Source organism: Peribacillus glennii (assembly GCF_003429105.1).
GTDB lineage: Bacteria > Bacillota > Bacilli > Bacillales > DSM-1321 > Peribacillus > Peribacillus glennii.
Map to the genome: position 1 here is coordinate 1,500,164 of NZ_QVTD01000003.1, position 25,323 is coordinate 1,525,486.

General features: G+C 43.4%; 26 protein-coding genes and 2 other annotated features. Of the genes, 2 read left to right on the forward strand and 24 right to left on the reverse strand.

Annotated elements, in window-relative coordinates; translation table 11 throughout:
• Positions 1–261, reverse strand: coding sequence for a cell division protein ZapA (gene zapA, locus D0466_RS08770; protein ID WP_117322111.1), 261 nt, complete (start codon positions 259–261; stop codon positions 1–3).
• A 148-nt stretch (positions 262–409) separates the two neighbouring features.
• Here zapA and rnhC point away from each other — a divergent pair, with 148 nt between their 5' ends.
• Positions 410–1,372, forward strand: a complete 963-nt coding sequence (rnhC, locus tag D0466_RS08775; protein ID WP_117322112.1) for a ribonuclease HIII — start codon at positions 410–412, stop codon at positions 1,370–1,372.
• Between the two features lie 62 nt (positions 1,373–1,434).
• Here the strand turns inward: rnhC and pheT are convergent, their stop codons facing one another.
• The 3 genes from pheT to D0466_RS08795 all read right to left on the reverse strand — a co-directional run bounded on the left by pheT (position 1,435) and on the right by D0466_RS08795 (position 6,173).
• Complete coding sequence (pheT, locus tag D0466_RS08780; RefSeq protein ID WP_117322113.1) at positions 1,435–3,849, reverse strand: phenylalanine--tRNA ligase subunit beta; 2,415 nt, start codon at positions 3,847–3,849, stop codon at positions 1,435–1,437.
• 24 nt (positions 3,850–3,873) lie between these two features.
• A complete protein-coding gene (gene pheS, locus D0466_RS08785) occupies positions 3,874–4,911 on the reverse strand; it encodes a phenylalanine--tRNA ligase subunit alpha (RefSeq protein WP_117322114.1) in 1,038 nt (345 codons plus the stop codon).
• A 144-nt stretch (positions 4,912–5,055) separates the two neighbouring features.
• Positions 5,056–5,325, reverse strand: a binding site (T-box leader).
• A 92-nt stretch (positions 5,326–5,417) separates the two neighbouring features.
• Positions 5,418–6,173, reverse strand: coding sequence for a TrmH family RNA methyltransferase (locus D0466_RS08795; protein ID WP_117322116.1), 756 nt, complete (start codon positions 6,171–6,173; stop codon positions 5,418–5,420).
• Positions 6,174–6,296: 123 nt separating this feature from the next.
• On the opposite strand from D0466_RS08795, the gene sspI reads away from it, so the two are divergent.
• Positions 6,297–6,509 (forward strand): small acid-soluble spore protein SspI, encoded by a 213-nt coding sequence (gene sspI / locus D0466_RS08800; protein ID WP_117322117.1) that lies wholly within the window; start codon positions 6,297–6,299, stop codon positions 6,507–6,509.
• A 33-nt stretch (positions 6,510–6,542) separates the two neighbouring features.
• On the opposite strand, the gene D0466_RS08805 is transcribed toward sspI, so the two are convergent.
• The 20 genes from D0466_RS08805 to mutM all read right to left on the reverse strand — a co-directional run bounded on the left by D0466_RS08805 (position 6,543) and on the right by mutM (position 25,279).
• Positions 6,543–7,628, reverse strand: coding sequence for a YsnF/AvaK domain-containing protein (locus D0466_RS08805; RefSeq protein WP_158555870.1), 1,086 nt, complete (start codon positions 7,626–7,628; stop codon positions 6,543–6,545).
• Between the two features lie 577 nt (positions 7,629–8,205).
• The gene (locus D0466_RS08810) at positions 8,206–9,291 is read right to left on the reverse strand and encodes a M42 family metallopeptidase (protein WP_117322119.1); all 1,086 of its coding nucleotides are present in this window, start codon (positions 9,289–9,291) and stop codon (positions 8,206–8,208) included.
• Between the two features lie 20 nt (positions 9,292–9,311).
• Positions 9,312–9,806 (reverse strand): dUTP diphosphatase, encoded by a 495-nt coding sequence (locus D0466_RS08815; RefSeq protein WP_117322120.1) that lies wholly within the window; start codon positions 9,804–9,806, stop codon positions 9,312–9,314.
• Between the two features lie 136 nt (positions 9,807–9,942).
• Positions 9,943–10,512, reverse strand: coding sequence for a TVP38/TMEM64 family protein (locus tag D0466_RS08820; RefSeq protein ID WP_117322121.1), 570 nt, complete (start codon positions 10,510–10,512; stop codon positions 9,943–9,945).
• A gap of 73 nt (positions 10,513–10,585) precedes the next feature.
• Positions 10,586–10,849: a DUF1294 domain-containing protein gene (locus D0466_RS08825; RefSeq protein WP_117322122.1), complete on the reverse strand. Its 264-nt coding sequence runs from the start codon at positions 10,847–10,849 to the stop codon at positions 10,586–10,588.
• 104 nt (positions 10,850–10,953) lie between these two features.
• Positions 10,954–11,313 (reverse strand): 50S ribosomal protein L20, encoded by a 360-nt coding sequence (rplT, locus tag D0466_RS08830; protein WP_117322123.1) that lies wholly within the window; start codon positions 11,311–11,313, stop codon positions 10,954–10,956.
• Between the two features lie 36 nt (positions 11,314–11,349).
• Positions 11,350–11,550 (reverse strand): 50S ribosomal protein L35, encoded by a 201-nt coding sequence (gene rpmI, locus D0466_RS08835; RefSeq protein WP_101635360.1) that lies wholly within the window; start codon positions 11,548–11,550, stop codon positions 11,350–11,352.
• 22 nt (positions 11,551–11,572) lie between these two features.
• A complete protein-coding gene (infC, locus tag D0466_RS08840; RefSeq protein WP_117322124.1) occupies positions 11,573–12,076 on the reverse strand; it encodes a translation initiation factor IF-3 in 504 nt (167 codons plus the stop codon).
• A gap of 119 nt (positions 12,077–12,195) precedes the next feature.
• Positions 12,196–12,339, reverse strand: a sequence feature (ribosomal protein L20 leader region).
• A gap of 468 nt (positions 12,340–12,807) precedes the next feature.
• Complete coding sequence (locus D0466_RS08845; RefSeq protein ID WP_325048691.1) at positions 12,808–13,305, reverse strand: GNAT family N-acetyltransferase; 498 nt, start codon at positions 13,303–13,305, stop codon at positions 12,808–12,810.
• Positions 13,306–13,367: 62 nt separating this feature from the next.
• Entirely contained in the window at positions 13,368–15,302 is a 1,935-nt protein-coding gene (gene thrS, locus D0466_RS08850) for a threonine--tRNA ligase (protein WP_117322126.1), read from the reverse strand.
• Positions 15,303–15,756: 454 nt separating this feature from the next.
• Entirely contained in the window at positions 15,757–16,620 is an 864-nt protein-coding gene (gene ytxC, locus D0466_RS08860; protein ID WP_158555871.1) for a sporulation protein YtxC, read from the reverse strand.
• Positions 16,621–16,949: 329 nt separating this feature from the next.
• Entirely contained in the window at positions 16,950–17,888 is a 939-nt protein-coding gene (dnaI, locus tag D0466_RS08865) for a primosomal protein DnaI (protein WP_117322129.1), read from the reverse strand.
• 5 nt (positions 17,889–17,893) lie between these two features.
• Positions 17,894–19,300 (reverse strand): replication initiation and membrane attachment family protein, encoded by a 1,407-nt coding sequence (locus D0466_RS08870; RefSeq protein WP_117322130.1) that lies wholly within the window; start codon positions 19,298–19,300, stop codon positions 17,894–17,896.
• A 168-nt stretch (positions 19,301–19,468) separates the two neighbouring features.
• Positions 19,469–19,930: a transcriptional regulator NrdR gene (gene nrdR, locus D0466_RS08875; protein WP_117322131.1), complete on the reverse strand. Its 462-nt coding sequence runs from the start codon at positions 19,928–19,930 to the stop codon at positions 19,469–19,471.
• Between the two features lie 168 nt (positions 19,931–20,098).
• Positions 20,099–20,497 carry a cytosolic protein gene (locus D0466_RS08880; protein ID WP_117322132.1) on the reverse strand — a complete coding sequence of 133 codons (399 nt, stop codon included), beginning with the start codon at positions 20,495–20,497 and terminating at the stop codon, positions 20,099–20,101.
• A 309-nt stretch (positions 20,498–20,806) separates the two neighbouring features.
• Positions 20,807–21,187, reverse strand: coding sequence for an adenosylmethionine decarboxylase (gene speD, locus D0466_RS08885; protein ID WP_117322133.1), 381 nt, complete (start codon positions 21,185–21,187; stop codon positions 20,807–20,809).
• 379 nt (positions 21,188–21,566) lie between these two features.
• Entirely contained in the window at positions 21,567–22,598 is a 1,032-nt protein-coding gene (locus D0466_RS08890; protein ID WP_117322134.1) for a glyceraldehyde-3-phosphate dehydrogenase, read from the reverse strand.
• A 260-nt stretch (positions 22,599–22,858) separates the two neighbouring features.
• Entirely contained in the window at positions 22,859–23,467 is a 609-nt protein-coding gene (gene coaE, locus D0466_RS08895; RefSeq protein ID WP_117322135.1) for a dephospho-CoA kinase, read from the reverse strand.
• 19 nt (positions 23,468–23,486) lie between these two features.
• Entirely contained in the window at positions 23,487–24,116 is a 630-nt protein-coding gene (gene ytaF, locus D0466_RS08900) for a sporulation membrane protein YtaF (protein WP_117322136.1), read from the reverse strand.
• Positions 24,117–24,445: 329 nt separating this feature from the next.
• Entirely contained in the window at positions 24,446–25,279 is an 834-nt protein-coding gene (gene mutM, locus D0466_RS08905; RefSeq protein WP_117322137.1) for a DNA-formamidopyrimidine glycosylase, read from the reverse strand.
• Positions 25,280–25,323 lie beyond the last annotated feature (44 nt).

Genomic DNA, 25,323 nt, shown 5'->3' on the forward strand with positions numbered 1-25,323 from the left:
TCAGTCCTTTACATTCTTTAATTCAAGTTGAAGCTGGTCCATTTCATCTTTTAGTTTCAGATAATCATGGACGGCATTGACAGCTGTAAGCACAGCCAGCTTGCTGGTATCCAATTGCGGATTCTTGGAGCTGATCTCTCGCATTTTATCGTCGACCATGGATGCGACCAGGCGGATATGGCTGGAGCTTTCAGCACCCATAATGGTATATTGTTGTCCATATATATCTACGGTAATTTTCGTTTTGTTCTCGACTGACAAGATGATATGCCCCCAATCTAAAGAATCCTAATCTATATCATATCATGAACTTTTTGCGCATGAAAGCAAGAGGATGCGAATTAAGCGGCACAAATCCACTTTTTTGTCATTTTTCACCAAATCTGATTAGAGAATAAGGAGTTTTTGTATGTCCAATGTAGTACTGCTTGTTAGCACAGGTAAAATAGAAGATATGAAAAAGCATTATTCCGCCCATTTGTCCGATAAAATCCCTCCAGGGGGTATCTTTGCTGCAAAGCCTTCAAATTGCACGATTACAGCGTATAAATCCGGAAAGGTCCTGTTTCAGGGACCAGCATCAGAAGCAGAGGCTGGAAAATGGGCAAGCGGGGCCCAAGCTAAGGATACCGACAAGAAAACAACAAAAAAATCTTCGGTCAAAACACATAATTATTCCCCGCCTGCCAATATCGGGACGCTTTCCATAGTAGGGTCTGATGAGGTAGGTACCGGGGACTATTTTGGGCCGATAACAGTCGTGGCAGTGTATACCCAGAAGGAACACATCCCTTTGTTGAAAGAACTTGGCGTTAAGGATTCAAAAAACCTGAATGATGTCCAGATTGCCCAAATTGCAAGCCAGATTAAGCATATCGTCCCTTTCAGCCTGCTTACTTGCGATAACCCTAAATATAATAGGCTGCAAGCGAAAGGAATGTCACAAGGCAAGATGAAGGCTTTGCTCCATAATCAGGCGATCAAGCATGTGCTTGGAAAAATAGCGCATGAAAATCCTGAAGGTGTACTGATTGACCAATTTGCCCAGCCTGAAGTTTTCTTTAATTATTTAAAGGACCAGGAACTGTTTCAAGCAAAGCCAGTATATTTAAGTACAAAAGCCGAGGGACTGCATGTGGCGGTTGCGGCTGCGTCCATCCTAGCACGGTATGCATTTGTTAAGCACTTTGAAAAATTAAGCGAGAATGCCGGTTTTACGATTCCGAAGGGGGCCGGTCCCGCAGTGGACCAGGCAGCAGCCCGCCTGATTCACGAACAAGGATTCCATGCCTTAAATGAATATACAAAACTGCACTTTGCCAATACGGAAAAGGCAAAAGCCATTTATAAAAAAAAGTCTGCAAGGTTTTAACGAAGAATGCCCGGATGCTATCAACATCCGGGCATTCTTCTTCTTTAATCATTAATCATTATTTATCCGCGCAGCTTGGCGCCCGTTTTTTCTTTGACAGCCGACAATACTTTGTCATGTGTCTTTGTTACTTCTTCATCAGTAAGTGTCCGTTGCGGATCAAAGTATTTCAATGAAAAGGCAATTGATTTTTTGCCTTGTTCCATATTTTCGCCTTCATAAAGATCAAAAACTCCCACTTCTTTTAGCAGCTTGCCTCCAGCCTCTGCAATCACTCTCTGTATATCACCGGCAACAGTTTCCTTGTCTACTACAAGCGCGATGTCGCGGGTGATAGACGGGAAACGAGGAATCGCTTCATAGCGGATAGCTTCTGGCTCGGCGTCAGCCAGCGCTTTAAATGACAGCTCGAATACATAGGTTTCTTTTAGATCCAGCTCATTTTGGATGATGGGATGCACCTGGCCGATAAACCCGATCACTTTTCCATCCAACAGGATTTCCGCTGTGCGGCCAGGGTGCATTTCTGCAATTTCAGCTTGCCGGTACTCGATGTTTTCCATCAAGCCCAGTGTATCAAAAACTGATTCGAGAACGCCCTTTGCCACGAAAAAGTCTACTGGCTTCTTTTCACCCTGCCATGGGTGTGCCTCCCATAATCCCGTGAGGGCACCTGCCAAATGCTCCCTTTCTTCCGGAAGATCGGCAGCTTCACTCTTCAGGAAGACAGAACCGATTTCATAGAGCGCAATGAAGTCATTCTGGCGGGCCGTATTATATTTGAGCACTTCCAAAAGCTGCGGCACAATGCTTAAACGAAGCTGGCTGCGCTCTTCGCTCATCGGCATCGCGAGCCTTATTGATTCACGTTTTTCGAGCGCAAATTGTGCAGCTTTTTCTTCGCTTGTCAACGAGTACGTAACAGCCTGGTATAGGCCTGCCCCTTCCAGCACCCTGCGAACCTGGCGGCGTTTTTGTTGGTAAGCAGTGAGCTTGCCTGGTATGGCAGCACCGACCGGCAATGTTGTCGGTAAATTGTCATAGCCGTACAGGCGTGCCACTTCCTCAACAAGATCCGCTTCTATCGAAATATCACCGCGGCGGGTTGGAATAGTCACGGTAAACTCGTTGTCTTCAGTATTCACTTCGAATTGCAATTTTGTAAAGATATCTTCAACCTCAGAAACAGTCAAATCCGTTCCCAGAAGTACATTGATTTTATCCAATGTGACGGATACAACAGCAGGTTCAATACTCAATGTATCCACTTCAACTGATCCGGCTAGAACAGTTCCGCCCGCATATTTTGCCATTAAATCGGCAGCCCGTTCTGCTGCCTGGCGCACCCGATTCGGATCGACTCCCTTTTCAAAGCGAGCACTCGCTTCGCTGCGGAGACCATGGTCTTTTGATGCTTTCCTCACAACCGCCCCTGTAAAATAAGCCGCTTCGAGGACAACGGTTGTAGTATCGCTGCCTACTTCGGAATTTGCCCCGCCCATGACCCCGGCTAACGCAATTGGTTGGTTTCCGTTCGTTATAACCAAATGGTCCGGTGCCAAGGTCCGTTCAGCATCATCAAGAGTGGTTATCTTTTCCCCTTGATTGGCTCTTCGTACAACGATTTCCTTCGTTCCAATACGTTCATAATCAAACGCATGGAGCGGCTGCCCGTATTCAAGCAAAATATAGTTTGTAATATCGACAACGTTATTGTGCGGGCGGATTCCGCTTGCCATCAGGCGTGCCTGCATCCACAACGGTGACGGCCCGATTTTTACGTCTTTAATTACTTTGGCTACATAAAGCGGGTTATCTTCTGCTGCATCTACTTTTACTTCTATATATTCAGACGCATTTTCATTTGCATTGGCAGAATCAATTTCAGGCCACTTGACATCGCGTCCCAGGATGGCAGCAACTTCATAAGCGACACCAAGCATGCTAAGGCAGTCGGCCCTGTTTGGTGTAAGGCCCAGTTCAAGTACCTCATCATCCAACCCGAGATATTCAAGTGCATCTTCCCCGACTTTTGCGTCATTTGGAAAAACAAAAATACCTGTTGAAAACTCTTTCGCGACAAGCTTAGCTTCAATACCCAGCTCCTGCAGGGAACAAATCATTCCATTGGACTCTTCGCCGCGGAGCTTTGCTTTTTTGATTTTAAAATTGCCCGGAAGCACGGCTCCAACAGTAGCAACAGCTACCTTCTGGCCTTTATCTACATTTGGAGCTCCGCAAATGATTTGTACCGGATTATCCTGGCCAATGTCGACCAGGCATTTATTTAGTTTATCAGCATTTGGATGTTGTTCACGTTCTAAAACATGGCCGATGACCACGCCCTTAATGCCCTCGCTTTTCTTTTCTACCCCTTCAACCTCTATGCCGCTTTTTGTGATTCTTTCAGCCAGTTCATCGGCTGTGACACCTGAAAGGTCTACATAATCCTGAAGCCATTTATAGGAAACAAACATGTCTGGTCCTCCTTGAAAATACTATTATTCATGACGGTGAAATTGTGTTAGGAAACGGATGTCGTTTGTGTAAAAGTGCCGTATGTCATCAATGCCGTATTTCAACATGGCTATACGCTCGGGCCCCATTCCGAAAGCAAATCCGGAATATTTCTTGGAGTCGAAACCGGCCATCTCCAGCACGTTTGGATGGACCATCCCTGCACCTAAAATTTCAATCCAGCCGGTGCCTTTACAAACGCTGCAGCCAGCTCCCCCGCATATTTTACATGAGATATCCATTTCAACGGACGGTTCTGTAAACGGGAAAAAGCTTGGGCGCAGCCGGATTTTCCTGTCAGCACCGAACATTTTTTTAGCGAAAACTTCAAGCGTGCCCTTCAGGTCGCTCATGCGAATATTTTGGTCAATGACCAACCCCTCGATTTGCATGAATTGGTGTGAATGGGTGGCGTCATCATTGTCACGGCGATATACTTTGCCCGGGCAAATGATTTTCACCGGTCCTTTTCCTTCATGCTTTTCCATAGTTCTGGCCTGTACAGGGGATGTATGGGTGCGCATTAAAATTTCTTCCGTAATATAGAAGGAATCCTGCATATCCCTCGCCGGGTGGCCCTTAGGGAGATTCAGCGCCTCAAAATTATAATAATCCGTTTCCACTTCGGGCCCTTCAGCGATTGAATAGCCCATCCCAATAAAAAGGTCTTCGATCTCTTCAATGATTCTTGTCAGCGGATGATGGTTTCCTTTTTTGACCGGGCGGCCCGGTAATGTGACATCTATTTTTTCTGTTGCGAGCTTTTCATTCACTGCCGCTGCCTCTAGGTTTTTTTGCTTTTCTTCGATTTTGGCAGCTATCGATTCGCGCACCTCGTTTGCCAAAGCCCCGATTTTCGGCCGTTCCTCTGCGGATAGCTTGCCCATGCCGCGAAGTACCTCTGTAATTGGCCCCTTTTTGCCTAAATAAGCTACACGGATATCATTCAGGGCTTTTAAATCAGAAGCTTCCGTAACCTGGTTCAGCGCTTCTTCCTGCAGTTCTTGTAGACGTTCCTGCATGTTTGATTCCTCCTTAAAACATAAATTAACAACATAGAAAAACACGGCGTATCACACAAATGGTGAAAGTCGGTGTCTTTTCTTATACTTTAATCCTTTAAAGAAGTTAAAGAATTTTAAAGTACAAAAAAACCCCATCCCCACAAAAGGGACGAGGTTATGTATCGCGGTACCACCCTTATTGGCAATAAAATGAAAGCGGAAGCTCATCGCTCCAAGTTTCAAAATTGTGCCCACTTCATACGGATAACGGCAGCCTATGCCGATGCATCTTTTGATTTGCTAAATAAATCTCCCGATGCCGACTCTAGAGGTGAATTCACTTATGGAGCGCCGTAAAAATGCTTTCAGTCTGGGGCATTTTTTCCCTGGGACGGATACCTATAAGCTACTCTTCTCTGTCAACGTCTTTCAATTATAAAATTTGTGTTTAATTATAGTACACTTTCCAGCCATTTTCAAACGGATTATTGCTCATTATACGATCTAGAGTGCCAGAATGGTTCCTATTTCCTCATATGATACATTAATATCCCGGCTGCAACCCCCACGTTTAACGATTCACTTTTCCCGTAAATCGGAATATAGAGGTTTTGGGTTGCCATGTCCAGAAGGTCTTTGCTCACACCTTGTCCTTCATTCCCCACCAGCAAAGCAAATGCTTCGGATTTTTCGGTTTCTTCATATGAAACGGCACCTTCGAGCGCAGTGCCGTATACAGGAATATTTCTGTTTTTTATCCATTCAACCGTTTCAGCCAGATTCCCTTTCAACACCGGCAAGTGGAACAGGCTTCCCTGGGTCGATCGAATGGTTTTTGGGTTATATAGGTCAGCGCAGCCTTCACCCAATATCACAGCATCCATACCCGCCGCATCCGCTGTCCGGATCATGGTTCCTATATTGCCGGGATCCTGAACGGCATCAATTAACAAAAGTTTTTGAGGGTTTAGATCATCAAGTTGCGTCTGCTTCCGCTTACAGACCGCTGCTATGCCCTGGGGTGTTTCGGTATCGGAAATTGCCTTTAGGACTTCATTCGTTGCGTATATAACTTCTATGCCGTCCAGTTTCAAATGGACGGGAACATCTATATTCTGGCTCAGGATAACCTGTCCGACAAGGTTGTCCTCCTTTAATGCTTCTTCTACAAGATGAAACCCTTCAATTAGATATTCTCCTGTTTTATCCCGCTCTTTCTTCGTTAACAGCTTCTTCCATTGTTTGACCTTTGGATTTTTCACACTTTCAATGTAATTCACATACGACTCTCCTTCATTGATTCCCTGATTTTCCTATTATAGCGTAATTCACTTACATAATACATCGCAGCAAGTGAAATCATAAGGATGTGAGCAATCATGATTTTACGGGAGGAATAGAAAATGGATTTGAATCTTCGGCATGCGATCATGCAAAATATTTCCGGTAATAACCAGGAACAGCTGGAGGATACGATCGTGGACGCCATCCAAAGCGGTGAAGAAAAGATGCTGCCCGGTCTTGGCGTTTTATTCGAAGTCATTTGGCAAAACTCTTCCGCCCAGGAAAAAAATGAAATGCTCCAAGCTTTGGAAAACGGTGTAAAAAAGCAATAGCCATTTTTGGCTATTGCTTTTTCAGGATTACGTTTATAATTTGTCAGTATCGATTCTGTTTTTTAGTTGCCGATCATTATCCAGCATATTTTCATTATTATCGGAGAGTACATCTTCTCGATTTTCACGCACAAGCGGATTTCCATCCTTATCCAGCTTGATTTCTTCTTTTTTCACGGTATCCTGTACATGTTGTGTTTCCTGTACTGTTCTTTTACCAATGACCACTTCATCTGTCACCACTGGCCTTTTCGTGACTTCCACCTGTTCTTCCACTACAGGAATCCGGATGGTTTCCCCATCGGTGATAGGCCCGGCATCTTTTGCATTCATAGTGCCATCCTTCACAGGTCTGCGCTCTACATATACTTCTTCATGTTCAACCGGCACATTTACCGTTCTCTGTTCTTCATTTACTTCTTTATTGATGACAACCTCACCGGATTGGACTTCCTGTTTATCGATTTCAAGCTGTTCTTCTCGCAGGCGTAATGTTTTTTCTTCGTCAGTTAACATGCCGTCTGCTGTTCCGGTTCCGGAAACGGAATAGCCTTCATTCTCCAGCCTTCCAGTGGTTAAGTGTCGGCCGCGAGTTCCACCAGTCGCCAGATCACCCGTTGTTTCCTGTATTCCTGCAGTACCTTCAGGAAAGATGTTAGGATCTGGATTATTCGTTACACCTGTTGTATTTATTCCTGTAACATCCATTCTCTCCGTACGCAGCCGGTCACGTTCCATATCGCCTTCAAACATTTCCTCACGGACAGTTGTTTCTTTTTCTGCATCAAGCAGAACTAAAATCTTCCCGTCTTCCACATCATTTACATAAGCAGCCGTCTCACTGTCAGACAAGCCGGCAGCCGATAATCTGTCCTCCAGTCCATACGTACCTTCATTCATAAAAAACCTCATGACCTTATCCATGAACGATTCGTCTTCCTGGGTATTGGTAACTGTATTCACATCTCTTGTATCAGTGTACTCCGCAAACTCAAGCTTATCCTCATTGTCTGCTATAACGGTAATGTCATCTCCTTCATAACCTTTTGCTTTTAGGGCATTAATCGCCTGGATAACCTCTGGGGTAGAATCGAATACTCCATATACTGTTTTTTCCATTTTATAACTCCTCCTCATTTTTTGATTGGCGTTATGTACAAAATATACCCGCTCGAAATCTACGTAAACGGAATTGAAGCGATTAACCGCATTTAAATCAATAGCAATTTTTACCGCATTTGATTTATAGAAGTAGATCTTTGAATGCCGGACTGCCCGCATAAATGTTGGCTCAATCAGTGAAAGCCTGTGTTCACTTGCCTTTTGAGAAAAATTTGATGGTTTATTGCGGCTCAAGTAGAAGATGGCAGTTGGACAAGGGGCAATCTGGCTGGATTATCATATGTTTGGCTGAATCAATAAGTAATCCGGCTGAATAAACAGGGAATTTGACTTAAATCGCATAAAATCGGTTTTAGCGGAGGCAATCTGGTTCAAATTCCATGGTCGAAAAAAGCCCGATTCCCCTTTGCCTATGAAGTTGGTGCTTAAATGAAACAACAAGATAATGTATAATGCGTAGTTTGTTTAGTCCATCTTATATAGGCAAACCCACACTTAATAAAAGTGACGCCATAAAATACATTCACAAGCCAAAAAAAGGACTTCCCTTTTATATGGAAGTCCTCGAACTATCTTATTCAAAAATAATTTTATCGACAGCCTGCCGGTCCAGCTTTTTAATCACCTCGACGATTAGCTTTACTGCGTTTTCATAATCATCCCGATGGAGCATGGCGGCATGAGAGTGGATATAGCGAGTGGCAATGGTAATCGCCAAAGCAGGCACTCCGCCATCCGTTAAGTGTATGGAACCCGCATCCGTACCGCCGCCCGGGATGGATTCATACTGGTAAGGGATATTATGTTCATCCGCGACATCTGTCACAAAGTCCCTCAATCCCTTGTGGGCTACCATAGAAGCATCATAAATAACGATTTGCGGGCCTTTCCCCATTTTTCCAAGTGCCTCACGCTCGGTAACTCCCGGTGTATCGCCTGCAATGCCGACATCTACAGCAAATCCGATGTCCGGCTTGATTTTATAGGTCGACGTGCGTGCCCCCCGAAGGCCGACTTCTTCCTGCACCGCACCCACACCATAAACCACATTTGGATGATCCGTACCTTTCAGTTGCTTTAACACATCGATCGCAATCGCACAGCCAATCCGGTTATCCCAGGCTTTAGCCAACAGCATTTTTTCGTTATTCATGACTGTGAACTCGAAATAAGGGACAACCATATCGCCGGGCCGGACTCCCCATTCTTGTGCTTCTTCCCTTGATGCGGCTCCGATATCTATGAACATGTCCTTGATTTCAACCGGCTTTTTCCTTGCTTCAGGAGACAGGATGTGCGGCGGCTTGGAGCCAATGACACCTGTTACATCGCCTTTTCTTGTCACCACAGTTACCCGCTGTGCGAGCATGACCTGGGACCACCAGCCCCCTACAGGCTGAAAGCGTAAAAACCCTTTATCATCAATTTGGGTGACCATAAACCCTACTTCATCGAGATGCCCGGTGACGATGATTTTCGGGCCATTCTCTTGGCCGCTTTTTCTGGCAATCAAGCTCCCTAAACCATCTGTCGTGATTTCATCAGCATACGGCGTAATATACTCCTGCATTACTTTTCTTACTTCGCCTTCATTGCCGGGAATCCCCTTTGCATCTGTAAGATCCTTCAGCATCGTTAGTGTCTTATCCAAATTAGCCATCAAACTGCCTCCTCTAAATTTTAATACCCCTGTTCCTGTCTCTCAAAATTCACTTGATTCTTCTCAAAATAAGCTGTTTCCACCTTGTCTGCGCCAAATCCAAGCATGCCGCCAAGATTTATATATTCCATAAACAACCTGCGATAGGCCTCTCGTGTTTGTTTCATGCGGTATGTGTTGATGGCGTCATATAAAACCAGAAATTGTCCAGTCAACTCTTTTTGGGTGCTTTCTTCTGAATCCCAGTCCGTAACCGCTTCCTGAAAAGAGCGGACGATGCCAAGGGAGAGAATAAAATGGATGCCGTCTACATATTCCTCAAGAATAGTTTCTTCAGCTGAAGGCCCTTTTACACTCCAAAATTTAAAACATCTTGTTTCATTCGCCAATTCACCCAATTCGACCAAAAGAGCGAGAACTTTTCTTTCTACAAGATCCTCCTTCTCCAAACCATGGCTGGTTTCAATGTGCCGGTCTAAAGCCGCCTGCATTTCAAATAGCTTTGCTAAATTCATTTCTTCACTACCTTTTTGTTTTCTCTCCAGAAAATTATAACAAAAATTGATACTTATAGAAAACGATAGTAAAAATAGCATTGCTTTAGATGCAATCAAAAACGCTTGGAGTTTTAATGATCCAAGCGTCCATTTTTTATTCCCCGGGCTGAAAGAATTCCTTCCATGTAATTACTGTATATTTTTCCCTCAACAGATAAATCAGCACGGTTAACGAAAGCAGGAGAATCAATGCCATCGACGGGCTGAATTCAGAAATATAGCTGCCAAATACCGTATAGAAAAAAGCAAGCGGAATGTTCGATAAAAAAGAATAGTATGCGAAACCTTTAAATCCCTGCTTGTTTTCCATTAAACAAAGGGACAACAAATGATAATGGATAAATGGGATCAGCCGTAATATGGTGATCTGCGGAACATTCAGATTACGCTTACCGAACAGCTTGTTTTTCATTTTCAAAAGCCGTTCCCTCGTTTTTAGAAACCTATTGATGACACCATAAAATAGGAAACTTGATAAAGACAACCCGACAATGGAGTACACTGTACCTGCCAATGGCCCAAAAAGGATCCCGCCCGATATGCAAATCACTGCTACCGGAATGAAAAAGAACTGTCTCAACAAATGAAAGATGATGAAGATGAATGGTGCAAATACACTCCCCGCCCCAATGGTTGCCATTATTAGTGAAAGCTCCTCATTCATGGTTTTCCTCCTCTATGATGCGGCAGCTAGAAGCTACTACAAGCATATACAACAAGATTCGGATATATGACTGTTAAGAAAGTAAGATAGCGGCCAAAGCCAGCTCGATCAGCATCATTAAAGGGAAACCGATTCTAAAACTGATGTGCTTGGTCTTATGACGGAAGCGAAACATTGCGGCTGTAGCCCCGATGGCCCCGCCAAGGACCGCCAGCAGCCAGAGTGTTTGTTCGCTGATTCGATATTGCTGCTTGATCGCTTTTTCTTTATCTTTTTTCATCGTAAAGAAAGCAATGAGGTTGATGATCAGAAAATATAGCAATAGTAAAGATTCCACGTTTCTCTTCCCCCTCCTTATTTATGTAAAAAAAGCCATCCTCAAACGACTCGAGAATGGCTTTTTAACAAGTTAAGTTCCGGCGCCTTACGCCTTCACTTATCTTAATTATCTAATTGTTGTTTAGCTGCAGTAGCCAATTGCGCAAATGCTTGCTCATCAGCAATTGCAAGTTCAGCTAGCATTTTACGGTTTACATCGATGCCTGCAAGCTTCAAACCATGCATTAAACGGCTGTAAGAAAGACCGTTGATACGTGCAGCTGCGTTGATACGAGTGATCCATAGCTTGCGGAAGTCGCGCTTTTTCTGGCGACGATCGCGGAATGCATATTGCAAGGATTTCATTACCTGCTGGTTGGCAACTTTATATAATGTATGTTTGGAACCATAATAACCTTTAGCTAATTTAAGAACTTTTTTACGACGTTTGCGAGTAACAGTACCGCCTTTTACACGTGGCATGTTATTTCCCTCCTATATAAATCGATGAAGTCGATATTACTTAATATTGTCTAACAAGTGGCGAATGCGTTTGAAGTCGCCTTTGCTTACAAGGCTTGCTTTGCGAAGCTTGCGCTTAGCTTTAGTGGATTTGTTTGCAAATAAGTGGCTAGTGTATGCGTGTGAACGCTTAAGCTTGCCAGATCCAGTTTTCTTGAAGCGCTTTGCAGCTCCGCGGTGAGTTTTCATTTTAGGCATAAGGTATTCCTCCTCATTACGATTACTTGTCGTTTTTCGGTGCTAGAATTAAGAACATGCTGCGTCCGTCCATTTTCGGATGGGTTTCAATTGTCGCTACTTCTTTACATGCTGCGGAAAAACGGTCCAATACGCGCTGGCCGATTTCTTTATGCGTGATCGCGCGCCCTTTAAAGCGGATGGAAGCTTTCACTTTATCCCCTTTTTCAAGGAACTTGATCGCATTGCGAAGCTTTGTATTGAAATCATGTTCATCAATAGTCGGGCTCAAACGAACCTCTTTCAAACTAATGATCTTTTGGTTCTTGCGTGATTCTTTGTCTTTCTTTTGCTGCTCAAAACGGAATTTTCCGTAGTCCATGATACGGGCTACCGGAGGCTTTGCGTTTGCAGCAACTACAACTAAATCAAGATTTGCACGAGCGGCAATATCGAGTGCTTCGAATTTCGTTTTAATTCCCAGCTGTTCGCCGTTTTGGTCAATCAGACGAAGTTCACGGGCACGGATACCCTCGTTTACCATCATGTCTTTACTAATAGTTAGCCACCTCCAAGGTTATTTAAAGAATACAACGTCGGGAAAAATATTTGCAGTACCATCATCCAAACTTACTCACCATGATATCAGCTGCACAAATGATTATAAGCAATAAAAAAGTGTGGATGTCTTTAACAACACCCACACATAATAGACTAAATAGAATAATTCCAAATAATCAAATCATGGACCTGCTAACTGCAATTTCTGTGCGTCAACCAGGTGAGAAGCGGGTGCTTCTTCTTTTCCTTAAACACGTATTCAATTCACCTAAGAAAATATATCATAATCACGGATGATATGTCAACCATTACTTGTTTTTCACAACTGAAATTATATTATCAAAATTAAGAGGGATTTGCAATATGTTTTTTTGTTTTTTATCATCCATGAAATTGCTAGTTAAATTATGAGAATTTTTTGCCCGATGATACATGTTCACGGGCGACTTTTCCAATTTATGAGTCAGGTGCCCTTTGTCTCTAAAATATTGATCAGCTCGTTGAATTTATTGATAAATCCCCTAAATATCGGTAAAAAAATTTGATTTATTGATATATTTTCTAAAATATTGTTAAATGCTGTGATTTAATTGATATATCCTTTGAAATGTTGCTAATTTGAACCTTGGTATATCCCTAAAATTATTGATAAATGCTTGGGAATTATGAATATATCCTCTGATTTATTAATAAAAGCTTTGAATGCTTATTCATTCTCTATATGAGCTTTGACATATAGTATTCATCCACGTACTGTCCGTCGATAGTAAGGGAATCATTTTTCGTGCCTTCCACTTGAAATCCCATTTTTTTATAAAGGGAAAATGCCGTCTCATTATGGGCAATTACCGTGAGTTCAATCCTGTGAATGTGATGCTGCCTTGCCCAGTGCTCCATTGCTTCTAAAAGCATGGTACCGGCTCCTTTCCCCCGAAATCGTGACCCTACTCCGACAACCAGATAAATGGAATGCTTAATCCTCGCTTGCTGATTGCCGATCATCATAAGATAACCTGCTAATTTTCCGCCGGATTCAGCTACTAAAATTTCAGACAGCTCAACCTTATTCATTGCTTCAATCCTTAATTGCATCTGCTCGGTTGACGTTTTTCTCTCTCCGGGACCATATAGCATTAAATTGGAATCATCCACTTCATTCATAAGCTGCAATAGTCTTTCAGCATCGTCCGGTACTGCTTTTCTGATGTTCATCATATTCCCCCTTATTTTATACAAAAGGAGACACCCTTTTTTTGGATGCCTCCTCTTGATGGTTATTAATTGAATTGGACTTCTTCTTTAAGAGATTTCAAAAACTCTTCAAATGAAATCGTTTCGGATTTTTGTTCCCCGTATTTACGTACGTTTACGCTGCCCTCTTGGATTTCATTATCTCCGACTACGAGCATATAAGGAATTTTCTGCATTTGGGATTCCCGGATTTTATAGCCGATTTTTTCATCGCGCTGGTCAAGCTCCACACGGAATCCTTCAGCTTGAAGTTTTTCCTGTACTTCCTTCGCATAATTAAGATGAACCTCAGGGGACACAGGGATAACCTGGACCTGTACCGGCGCAAGCCATGTCGGGAAAGCGCCTTTATATTCTTCAATCAAGAAAGCAACAAAGCGTTCCATTGTTGATACTACCCCACGGTGAATAACAACCGGGCGGTGCTGTTTTCCATCTTCCCCTACATAGCTCAGGTCAAAGCGCTCAGGCAATAAGAAATCCAGCTGGACCGTTGAAAGGGTTTCGTCTTTCCCTAATGCCGTACGCACCTGAACATCAAGCTTAGGACCATAGAACGCCGCTTCGCCTTCTGCCTCGAAGTATTCCAGCCCAAGCTCATCCATTGCCTCTTTCAACATGCCCTGCGCTTTTTCCCACATTGTGTCGTCATCAAAATACTTTTCTGTATCCTCTGGGTCACGGTAAGAAAGGCGGAAGGAATAATCATTGATATCAAAGTCTTTATATACAGCAAGAACCAGGTTTACAACCCGTTTGAATTCTTCTTTGATCTGATCAGGGCGGACGAAGATGTGCGCATCATTCAAAGTCATGCCGCGAACGCGCTGAAGGCCGGAAAGAGCCCCCGACATTTCATAACGGTGCATTGTGCCAAGCTCGGCGATGCGGATTGGCAGCTCGCGGTAGCTGTGGATGCTGTTTTTATAAATCATCATGTGATGCGGGCAGTTCATCGGGCGCAGGACAAGCTGTTCATTGTCCATATCCATTACAGGGAACATGTCTTCATGATAATGATCCCAGTGGCCGGATGTTTTATATAAATCAACGCTCCCCATGATCGGTGTATAGACATGGTTGTAACCTAAACGCTCTTCTTTATCGACAATATAGCGCTCGATCACACGGCGGATTGTTGCGCCTTTTGGCAGCCATAGCGGCATTCCCTGCCCAACTAACTGCGAGCTTGTGAAAAGATTCAATTCTTTTCCCAGCTTGCGGTGGTCGCGTTCTTTCGCTTCCTCAAGCAGGCGCAGATGTTCAGCCAGGTCCTCTTTCTTAAAGAAGGCAGTCCCGTAAATCCGTTGCAGCATTTTGTTATTGCTGTCTCCTCTCCAATAGGCACCTGCAATGCTCATCAGTTTGAATTCCTTTATTTTCCCTGTGGAAGGTACATGGATTCCGCGGCAAAGGTCAAAGAATTCTCCTTGTTCATATATGGTTACTTGCTCATCAGCCGGAATAGCCTCTATTAATTCCAGCTTATATTCATCGCCAATTTCCTTGAACCGCTTGACGGCTTCATCCCGGCTTACCTCGACGCGGACCACTTCAAGGTTTTCGTTGATTATTTTTTTCATTTCCTTTTCAATTTTCGGCAGGTCTTCAGGTGTAAGCGACTCTTCAAGGTCCAAGTCATAGTAGAATCCGCCTTCAATAACCGGGCCCACACCGAATTTCGCATTTTTATATAGACGCTTGATCGCCTGGGCCATTAAATGCGCTGAGCTGTGGCGCAGGATCTCCAACGCTTCATCGCTGTCCTGTGTGATGATTTCAATCGGTCCGCTACCCTCGATTGGACGCTTTAAATCATATAACCGGCCATCAAATTTGCCTGCAATTGATTTTTTCTTTAACCCGGGGCTGATGGATGCTGCAATATCTTCCGTAGTTGTACCCTTGGGGAACTCCTTCACCGCTCCGTCGGGAAAAGTCACTTTGATCATTTCAGACATACAGGTTCACTCCTTTGTTTTCTCCAAAATTTGTAGTGTATCTCTTGCCAGGGGCAAAGAACCGCCTGAAAAACAGAAAAAGCCCGCCCCTGTAAAAAACAGGGACGAGCTTTGTGATAAACTTAACCCGCGGTTCCACCCTCGTTTCATTCCGCCGCCTGAGGCAGAATGACACTCGTAACTAATAACGGCAGTTTCCCGTCAGCCAATACTCGATGAAATGCTTTCACAGCTGAAGTTTAGAGGCGGTAAGTGTTCTAACCGTGTTAGGAAGCTTTCAGCCATGACTTCCCTCTCTGGAAACCGCTTTTAGAATACCCATGTCCTCATCATTACTTTTGGAATAATATTTTGTATAGTATGTAGGGTATTATAAAATGATATGTACTTAAAATCAAGTTCTATTTCAGAAAATAATACTGCGCTTTCAAGGCAATCAAAGACACAGAACGAATCAATCTTGCCGGGCCTTTTCCATAGAGGGAGGAGTTTGGCCAAAGGCAGTCAATGGCCGGATGATTGTCCTTTCTTCAAAAATCCTTGTAATGGTTTGCACCAGTCCGTCCTCTAAAACATCCGTGTACAGAAAAAGATGGGCAGGCGCAATCGATATTAGCGGCGCAAGAACTGCTCGGTCTACATAAACCGGATTCTGTGAAAGAAGCTTGCGGTCGATCAGCTTAAAAATCTCACGTTTATCGAGTCTTCTATAGTTGTCATCAAAAAAGGAAAATCCGTTATGATGAAGCAGATGGAGACTTTCCATTTTCGATTCCTGTTTAAAAAGAAAATCGCGCAGCGCAGCTATAAAGCTTTGATAATCCTGTTCAAACTTATATTCATCAATCGCAGATTCCACGTGGGCAATCAAGGAATCGTAGAAGGACTTTAGGCGGAACGTCGCAAATGAATCAAAGGAAAAAGAAATTCTGTCGGCAAAAAAAGTACGAAGCCCTTCATATATAATCGTCTTTTCCTGTTCAAACACCCGCAGTCTGTCCCCGTCCTGGCCGTCGTCAAGTATAGAGCAGGCAATCTCAATGATGGCGTCAATTTCTTCATGCTCCCGGTAAAAAAATTTATTTCTTAAAATAGATTCCAGCCAGGCCGGCAGCTTTGCCTCCAATAAAAAAGCATAAAAAACATCGCTTAATAAAGACAATAGATTTGGCAGATTATTGTCCTTTACGGTGATAATTAAACCGTGTTCCGGCTTAAAATGTATATATTCATCGAGTTCTGTCCCTAATGGGTGGACAGAAACGTATTCAAGCAGCTTCAGTGCTTCTGTTTCCGACTGAAAATGGATGTATACCAACAATACCCCCCCTAAAACCTGTCCTGTTTATATGTATATGGGGTTATCTTGCTGTTTAGAAGCGCTGGCGGACTGGTTTTTTAAAAGGAAAAGCGCCATCCTGATGATGTGCGCTTTTTGTTTATTAGAACCTATAAAATATGTCAACTTAATTTGATGTCTAGCTTCAATATATATGGATGTGCTAGTGCCGATGTTGCCACGGGACGTGGAGCTTTAAATAGGCGAACCCCAGCCCCGACGCGCAGGACATGTTAGTGCTGACGTTTGCCGCAGGACGTGGCATATGTTAGTCGACGTTCCTTTATAACGGGGTCCTTCCGCATTTCTTACCGGCGGCGGTTTTCACCTGTAAGCTGCAACGGCTCAGCCAGATAATTGATCCGTTCCATAATCCGTGCCGCTTTCACTTCCTCTTTTTCACCGCGCTGGGAGAAGGTCAAATGATTTTGGAGCCCGTCAAAATCGAAATTGGAGGTAAAGAATGTTGGAAGGTTTTCAAGCATGCGGAATTGGAGAATCGGTCCCAGTACTTCATCCCGTGCCCAGCTGCTCATGGCTTCTGCACCAATATCATCCAACATAAGTACAGGGGCTTTTTTCGTCATTTCAATTTTGTCATTCAGCGTGTTATCGCTGATAGAAGATTTGATTTCCCTTATAAAATCAGGAACGTATACAATCAATGAGGATATTTGATTTTTCGCCAGCTCATTGGCAATGGCACCAAGCAAGTATGTTTTACCAACACCAAAGCTACCATGCAAATACATCCCTTTTTGCTGTTTGCCTGGTATATACTCCTCAACAAAGCTGGTAGCTTTTTCAATTGCTTCTATGCGGTTTCCTGAAATGTCAGTATGATAAAAATCATCCAAGGAAGCAGACAGGATATCCTTTGGTACATAAAGACTCTGGATCAGCTTTTCATGTTTCCTCTTTTCATCGTCAACAGCTTTCCGCGGGCAGATTTCATAACTAAGGTCTATTCCATTTCCATTGATTACGAGTTTTGGATGATATCCCTGCATCATATTGACACAGCCGCCAAGGCTTGGACACTTGTCGCAATTCTTGCTTTGCGAGGAAAACTCATACAGCTTCATCAGGCTTTTTTCCACTTTTTCCTTTGATACTCGTGAGCTGTTTTCATTTAAGAACAACCGGATTTGTTCGTCATTAAGAACTTCATTTTTTATATACTCGTATTTTTGGTTGAATTCTACATTATTTGCGAGTTTGTTCAAAGCATCGCCAATTCTTCGCACAAGGTTCACCCCCTGCTTTTCAGATTTTTAAGTCTTTCTTCTATTTGCCGCTTCCGCTCTACAAGTTCCTTGTTCACGCCAGGCTCCTCTTTTTCATTTGGCGGCACAGCAGGATCGCCCTTCATCCAGTCTGGCACGATTTCCGTACGGATCGCTTTTCTGGCGCCGGCTTTATTTTGCTTTTTACCGGTGGCCCATGACTGGTATTGTCGATGCTCGCTCTTGGCGAGTTCCATCGCATCTTTCACGGTCACAACCTGCTTGCGTGCCCAATGGCTGGCGATTTTTTCACAGTAGCCTTTCGTCAGCTTCATATCTGTCTTGATCATAACATAGTCAATCAGAACGTTAATGACCCCTGGATTCAGATTTTGACCAAGCATGATCCCTTCGATGATCTGCAGGTCCGATTTTGAAGGCTCGCCTCCCCCTGACAGCTGGATCAGCCGTTCACGGGGTGAAACTTTTTCAAGCTGGCGGATATATTGTTCTTCCTTCGTTTTCGGCTCCCCATCCATTTGTGTCTGATACAGTGCGGGCTGGATGCGGTCCGAGAGGGAGGGCATGTCATTATGGTATTCAATTTGATACCAATCCCGGGCAGTCTTGCGCAGTTCTTCCTCATCTATTTGATCATCTGCATCCACAGAGCCCAAGACGATTTTTTGCATCTGAACTGCGTCAATGCCATATAAAAAAGAGAGCTTGGCAATCGTATCCCTCACTTTTGGCGTAAATGCCTTCTTAGGGACGAGTGCATCTTGAAGCCCGGCAAAGAACAAGTCAAAATCGAACGTACTTTGAAAACCCTCCAGCTCCTTTGCGGAAGTTGTGCCAATAAACCTGTAATTTTCCTCAGGCTTTAATTCTTCCATGGATTCATCCGTGACATATAATGAGTCCAGATGGCCAGAAGAAAAGACCTCTGTAAAGGATTTTGTAACAGGCTGATAATCGTCAACCACAATTGCAGCATCACAAAAAAACTTTTTCAGCCGTCCGAATTGCACCTTTCCTACCTTCTTGTACAGATAGATATTCAACATCCCATCTGTAAAAAACTGTTCAGGCGATAGCGGCGGGAGCAATTCATAGAGAAATTGGTTTTCTTCATCCGTTTTCTTTTTATAGACATTCAAAAGCCCGATCCCTTCAAGCTTTGACCTCGCTTGAAAAATATCGCCGAGTTTCAATCCCATCGTATTCATCAGATTATAATGGAGGGAAGATTGTGACCACAGCCTATTTTCTTCCAATTCGCTCCAAAGGGTCATGTAAAGGCCGATGGATACAGGACCAATCAAAGGCTGATATAACAATGTAATAACTTTTCTGTCATATTCGTGGATCAATCCTGCAGACGATACAGAATATCTATCTATAGGAAGCAATTCGTGCCAATGCTTTGACATACTCTTCAAACCTTTCTTTAAAAAACTGCCCATGCAAAGCTATGAAAAGCACGTTATTATTTCATATTACTTGCGGCTCAGGCAGGACAGTCTAAAAATATATCCTTGGCCGCCTGTCCATTATCCCCAGAGAGCTAAAAAAGAGCCAAAGCAAAAAGTTCTTCAGCCCTACTTTCTTTCTTTATTAATCAAGTCCTTCAATTCATCAATAAATACATTAATGTCTTTAAACTGGCGATATACAGATGCAAACCGTACATACGCTACTTCATCCACTTCAGCAAGCCGGTCCATCACCATTTCACCGATATGATCGCTCTTAACTTCAGAAATCCCTTGATTTCTGAGTTCCTTTTCCACATAATTTGTAATGCTTTCTAATTCCTTTAATGCAACCGGCCGTTTTTCGCACGCTCTGATCAATCCGCGCAAAATCTTGTCCCTGCTGAATTCTTCACGGGTTCCTTCTTTTTTCACAACGATGAGGGGAATTTCTTCTACCTTTTCAAATGTCGTAAAACGGTATCCGCATACTTCACACTCTCTCCTGCGGCGGATGGACCGGCTTTCATCGACCGGACGGGAATCCAATACCCGCGTTCCGTTGTATTGGCAGGACGGGCATTTCATAGTTTATCAGCTCCGTGTTCAGGGTCAGGTATTCCTCAGTCAAAAGCTTCTGAGTGAATTGTTTTTATATAATAATCTTATTAAAAACAACCCGGCAGTACAAGAAGAAAAAAAAGGGCAATTCCTCCTTCCGTTCACTCTCCGATCGGTACGCTGAACGAATGGATGTCATGCGTTCTTCCCGGATCCCGTATACGTTAAAGACTGGGCTAGCGAATCATAAGCACGTACTACCTGCTCCCTTAATTTAGGATATATCCCGGTCAGGGACTGGCTCTCGGTGGAAACGGTAAAGTCAACCGCTGTTTCAAGCGGTTTTACCGAAATACAGGTCGCCACAATCGATAGCTTAGGGGAAGATTTGGTCTCGGCGAAGATTTCACCATGGTCCTTTGATACCGATTTAATCGTAAAGCGTTGTTCATCGTTGTACAATTCTTCTACCGCTCTCAAAGCCTGTTCGGTCTTTGCTTTGTAGTAATGGGTCCTTAATTGCTCATCCGAGTGGTTTTCCTTAGTTTCACACTGGCGGCTGTATTTGGAAGTAATAGATGTAAACAATCCCACAAATTATCATTCCCTGGATTCATATTGACTCGAGTCAATCACACGTGTTTTTCGCTTTTTCATAGGACATTATATATATATTTCTTTTTATGTGCAAAAAGATTTGGCTGCTGTTATTGAATATATTTAGAAAAATAGCCTATTGGCAGCTTATTAAAGACGCTCACACCGGATGTGGGTTACAGGGGAAGGCATGTGTACGTGGCACACTAAGTCTCTGATCTGCGTGTTGCAGAAAGGAAAGTTTTATACCTTTCTTCCTGCCAAAAAAGGGATGCAGTAATTTCTGCATCCCTTGTGTTTTCATTCTTATAGTGCATTCACTTTGTTTTTGTTCACTTGGACTGGACCCATGCCGCGTGGAAGTTCGATATTTTCACGGGTTTGGGCATTTAGGGCTTCGGCAATATAATCTGCAGCAATGTTAGGATTTAAATCTCCGCAGGTATACACATCGATGCTTGCGTATCCATGCTCCGGAAAGCTGTGTATGGTTAAATGTGACTCAGATATGATTACCACTCCGCTTACTCCCTGTGGAGCAAACTTATGGAAGGCAACCTCGCGAATCTCTGCACCGGATTTTAATGCAGCATTTACAAACGTTTTTTCAATAAAATCCATGTCGTTCAATTTTTCGAAGTCACAACCCCAAAGTTCAGAAATTACATGTCTACCCATTGTTTCCATGTTCAAGTTCCCCCTTTAACATGATTAGAATTCTGAATTCAATAACTACCACGGGGGAAAGTTAGTCCAAAGAGGTCCTAACCCTTTAAGTAGCTAGTATGAAATTACCTGACTTAAGTGTATTCAAGTTCACGAATCATAGTATACTTTGTTTATTTTTCTTTTGCAACCTATCCCATTAAAATTTTTTTGGGCTATTTTTTCATAAAGCTTGGAAGATTTTAGCTAATGAACAGGGAAAGTTACGGCAGTTTTATGAGGAAAACAGCAACAAAGGGGAACACAAAAAGAGGTAGCCAGATAGCCTGAAAACTTCTTTTTTTTTGCCAAAAAAACAGCCCACTGCGCCTAACAATGAGCTGATACGGATATTTCATTTTTACCCGACTTTCATTTCTTTTACAGCCAGCATTTCCTTGGCCACATATTTGACAAGATCCACCACTCTGCAGGAGTAACCCCACTCATTATCATACCATGCCAAAACTTTTACTTTTCTTTCATCAATCACCATAGTTGATAATCCATCTATGATGGCGGAATGTGGGTTCGTATTGAAATCGATGGATACCAGCGGTTCTTCGGTATAGTCAAGGACGCCCTTCAACGTTCCCTCCGCTGCTGTTTGAAAGGCCTCATTGATTTGATCGACCGTGACCTCCTGCTTTAAATCGACAACTAGATCAACGAGTGAAACATTGGGAGTTGGTACCCTCAGTGCCATCCCATGCAGTTTGCCCTTAAGCTGAGGCAATACAAGCGATAATGCTTTAGCCGCACCCGTTGTTGTCGGTATGATGCTTTGGGCACAGGCGCGTGCACGGCGCAAATCTTTATGCGGATTATCTATGTTTTTTTGGTCATTTGTATAAGAATGAACAGTTGTCATTAGACCATTTTCAATCCCGAATTGCTCATCAAGAACTTTGGCAACCGGAGCAAGGCAGTTTGTTGTACAAGAAGCATTGGAAATGACAAAGTGGTTATGGACATCGAGTGCTTCCTCATTCACGCCCATCACGATGGTAACGTCTTCATTTTTGCCCGGCGCCGTTAAAATGACCTTGCTTGCCCCAGCTCCTAGATGCAGGGCTGCTTTTTCCCGGTCATTGAATTTACCCGTAGCTTCTATCACGATATCTATATTCATCTCTTTCCACGGCAATCTTCTTGGATCCCGTTCACTTAGAAGTTCAATACGGCGCCCCTCAACAATGAGAGCTCCCTCTTCAGCTGCAACCTCTCCATCAAATTTACCGTGGTTGGTATCATACTTAATTAAGTGAGCCAAAGTTTCAGCAGGATAGCTTGCATTGATCGCTACGATATCCAGACTTCCATCCATCATTGCTTTTCGGAAAACCATTCTGCCAATTCTTCCAAAACCATTGATCGCTATTCGTGCCTTCATATTTCGGCACCTCCTGAATTAGTGTTATACTTTATATGGATTAATTGTAAATAGTATAACATAATAAACAGGCGTTGTGATGATAAAAGAGCTTATTTTTTAAAATTTTCCACAAATAAAAGCCTGAGTTTTAACACCCACCCTTCAAATGGAAATCGATGAGCTAGATTAACTTGGGTTATCACGCTGCAAGCTTTATTTACGATTCATTTTACAAAAAAAAGAAGGGACATTTAGCCAGTCCCTTCCATCACGCTTTGTTATGATTTGATTTTTACATCCCAGCCCAGCAGCGTTTCTTTAACCTGGCGTTTTGTGTGTTCCAAATCCCCGTTATTATCAATAACTGCATCAGCCAGGGCCTTTTTTTCAGATAGCGGCATCTGGGAAGTAATTCTCGCCAGGGCTTCTGCCTCGGTATAGCCGTTCCTTCTCATCAACCGCTCAATCTGTACCCGTTCGTCGACATAGATTAATAATGTTTTATCTACCATCGAAGTCAGCTTGCTTTCAAAAAGCAAAGGAATATCCATGAATACAGCATCCTCTTCCCTGTCAAATGCAGCATCCTTCCGGGCAATCATTCTTTTTCTCACTGCCGGATGGACAATGCTGTTTAACAGGAGCCGTTTTTCTTTATCAGTAAAAATGATGTTTCCCAATTTTGCGCGGTCTATCGTTTTATCCTCCTGCAGGATCTCTTCGCCAAAGGTTTCAATGATTCTGGCGTAGGCTTCTTGACCAGGCTCGACTACTTCCCGCGCGGCTATATCCGCATCTATGACTGTGCACCCTGATTCCTTTAAAAATGCGCTTATACTGCTTTTTCCGCTTGCGATACCTCCGGTTATACCAATGACCTGTCTCATATATGGCTCCTTTTCCGGATCAAAATTTCATAATTCCTATAATCATAAGTAAAACGCCGGGAAGAAATGATAGCCTTTGTACGAATTTGCTGGAGGCGAAAACTTTCCCGCTTTGAAGGCCTGCAAAAATGAATAATGAGCTCATCACGGCAATGCTGGCGGATAAGATGACCGGCGAAATCCCGAGCATGGCTGCGCCAATTCCGGCGCCAAAAGCATCAAGGGATAACGCAAAACCGAGTACAAGCGCTTCTATTCCGTTTATAGAGCCTGATTGATCGAAATCTGCAGTCATCGGTTTCTGCAAGATGTTAATCACTACACCGAGAGACTTGATTTCGTAATTGAAAATCATTTTTTCTGCATATTGGCTCTCCATTTGTTTTTCCGGTTTGAAATACTGGAATAACAACCAGATTCCAAGGAGAAGCACTATCATCCCCCCGGTTTTTTCTGCAGCGGCGCTCGAGAAAAACTGTGCGATGAATTCGCCTATCATCATCGCGATTCCCAGGCTAAAAGCCGAACAGCATGAAATTACGGCAATCGATTTAAAAGGGATCCCCATTTTTCTCATGCCATATGTCAAACCAACACTGAACCCGTCTAGACTAACGGCAAAAGCCAGAAATAAAAGCTGTATCCACATCGTAAAAACGGCTCCTTCCTCGCTAATCACAAAAACAGTATATGGAAGGAGCAAATCCGATGTGTAAAAAGATTCGCAGGCGCCTGGAGCATGCTGTTCAAAATCTCAACGTCTTATATAACTGAAATAAAACCTTACGCATTAATCATGAATATTGGTGATTTTATGGCTCATTTAGCTCCCTCTTCAGAGGCCTGATGAAAGATTCTTATTCTTGTCGTATGCACTTTGGAGAAACCTTTCACCTTAGCTGAAAGGCAAATGCCCCTGCTTCACATCAATGAGCCAAAAATTTATGGGCGGGCGGTTTTATTCATAAATACAACTTATTAATCATTGATTTTCTGGCAGTTCGGGCATATCGTCGTTCCCCGTCCTCCGACAACATGCTTTACAAGCGGCGTCCCGCAGCGCTTGCAATCCTCTCCCTTCCGACCGTATACAAGCAGCTCTAGCTGAAACATGCCAATCTGTCCCTGTGAATTGATATAAGAACGGATGGTGCTGCCTCCTTTTTCAACAGCCTCGGATAAGGTATCTTTTATTTCTTTGTGGAGCGCCCTGATTTCCCCTGGGGTTAAAGAAGATGCAATCCTTTCAGGGTGTATGCCGGACCGGAATAGGGCCTCGTCCACATATATATTCCCGATTCCCACCACCACAGTTTGGTCAAGCAGGACAGGCTTGATTTTCCTTCCTGTTTTTGACAGTTTGCAAGACAAATGCTTTACAGTAAATTCTTCTGATAATGGCTCGGGTCCAAGATGTAGCAATGGAAGGTTCTTGACTTCGTCGCCTTTTGAAAATAAATGCATCGTACCGAACTTTCGGACATCCCGATAGCGGAGCACCGTGCCATCGGTAAAATGGAATAAAACATGTGTATGGTTATCATACGGCTCACCAGAAGGGTAAACGCCGTATTTCCCTTCCATCCGTAAATGTGAAACCAGCGAATAAGAATCAAGGTAAAAAATTAAAAACTTCCCGCGCCGGCCTATCGCCTGTATGGTCTGGCCCTTAAGCGCATCCTGAAACTGTTCAACCTGTTCAGGCGCTTTGATGATTTTCGGCCAAAATACAGAAACCTGTTTTATCGTTTTTCCAATCACAAGCTGTTCAAGCGTCCTTCTAATCGTTTCCACCTCTGGAAGCTCAGGCATAAAACCACCTTCGTTCATCAATAGTCTGATAATTGTCTCATGCA

Coding starts and splice junctions, on each gene's coding strand:
- rnhC (WP_117322112.1), top strand. CDS start 410: ATGTCCAATGTAGTACTGCTTGTTAGCACAGGTAAAATAGAAGATATG.
- pheT (WP_117322113.1), bottom strand. CDS start 3,849: ATGTTTGTTTCCTATAAATGGCTTCAGGATTATGTAGACCTTTCAGGT.
- pheS (WP_117322114.1), bottom strand. CDS start 4,911: ATGCAGGAACGTCTACAAGAACTGCAGGAAGAAGCGCTGAACCAGGTT.
- sspI (WP_117322117.1), top strand. CDS start 6,297: ATGGATTTGAATCTTCGGCATGCGATCATGCAAAATATTTCCGGTAAT.
- D0466_RS08805 (WP_158555870.1), bottom strand. CDS start 7,628: ATGGAAAAAACAGTATATGGAGTATTCGATTCTACCCCAGAGGTTATC.
- D0466_RS08810 (WP_117322119.1), bottom strand. CDS start 9,291: ATGGCTAATTTGGATAAGACACTAACGATGCTGAAGGATCTTACAGAT.
- D0466_RS08815 (WP_117322120.1), bottom strand. CDS start 9,806: ATGAATTTAGCAAAGCTATTTGAAATGCAGGCGGCTTTAGACCGGCAC.
- D0466_RS08820 (WP_117322121.1), bottom strand. CDS start 10,512: ATGAATGAGGAGCTTTCACTAATAATGGCAACCATTGGGGCGGGGAGT.
- rplT (WP_117322123.1), bottom strand. CDS start 11,313: ATGCCACGTGTAAAAGGCGGTACTGTTACTCGCAAACGTCGTAAAAAA.
- rpmI (WP_101635360.1), bottom strand. CDS start 11,550: ATGCCTAAAATGAAAACTCACCGCGGAGCTGCAAAGCGCTTCAAGAAA.
- infC (WP_117322124.1), bottom strand. CDS start 12,076: ATGATGGTAAACGAGGGTATCCGTGCCCGTGAACTTCGTCTGATTGAC.
- D0466_RS08845 (WP_325048691.1), bottom strand. CDS start 13,305: ATGATGAACATCAGAAAAGCAGTACCGGACGATGCTGAAAGACTATTG.
- thrS (WP_117322126.1), bottom strand. CDS start 15,302: ATGTCTGAAATGATCAAAGTGACTTTTCCCGACGGAGCGGTGAAGGAG.
- D0466_RS08870 (WP_117322130.1), bottom strand. CDS start 19,300: ATGTCAAAGCATTGGCACGAATTGCTTCCTATAGATAGATATTCTGTA.
- nrdR (WP_117322131.1), bottom strand. CDS start 19,930: ATGAAATGCCCGTCCTGCCAATACAACGGAACGCGGGTATTGGATTCC.
- speD (WP_117322133.1), bottom strand. CDS start 21,187: ATGGAAACAATGGGTAGACATGTAATTTCTGAACTTTGGGGTTGTGAC.
- D0466_RS08890 (WP_117322134.1), bottom strand. CDS start 22,598: ATGAAGGCACGAATAGCGATCAATGGTTTTGGAAGAATTGGCAGAATG.
- coaE (WP_117322135.1), bottom strand. CDS start 23,467: ATGAGACAGGTCATTGGTATAACCGGAGGTATCGCAAGCGGAAAAAGC.
- ytaF (WP_117322136.1), bottom strand. CDS start 24,116: ATGTGGATACAGCTTTTATTTCTGGCTTTTGCCGTTAGTCTAGACGGG.
- mutM (WP_117322137.1), bottom strand. CDS start 25,279: ATGCCTGAGCTTCCAGAGGTGGAAACGATTAGAAGGACGCTTGAACAG.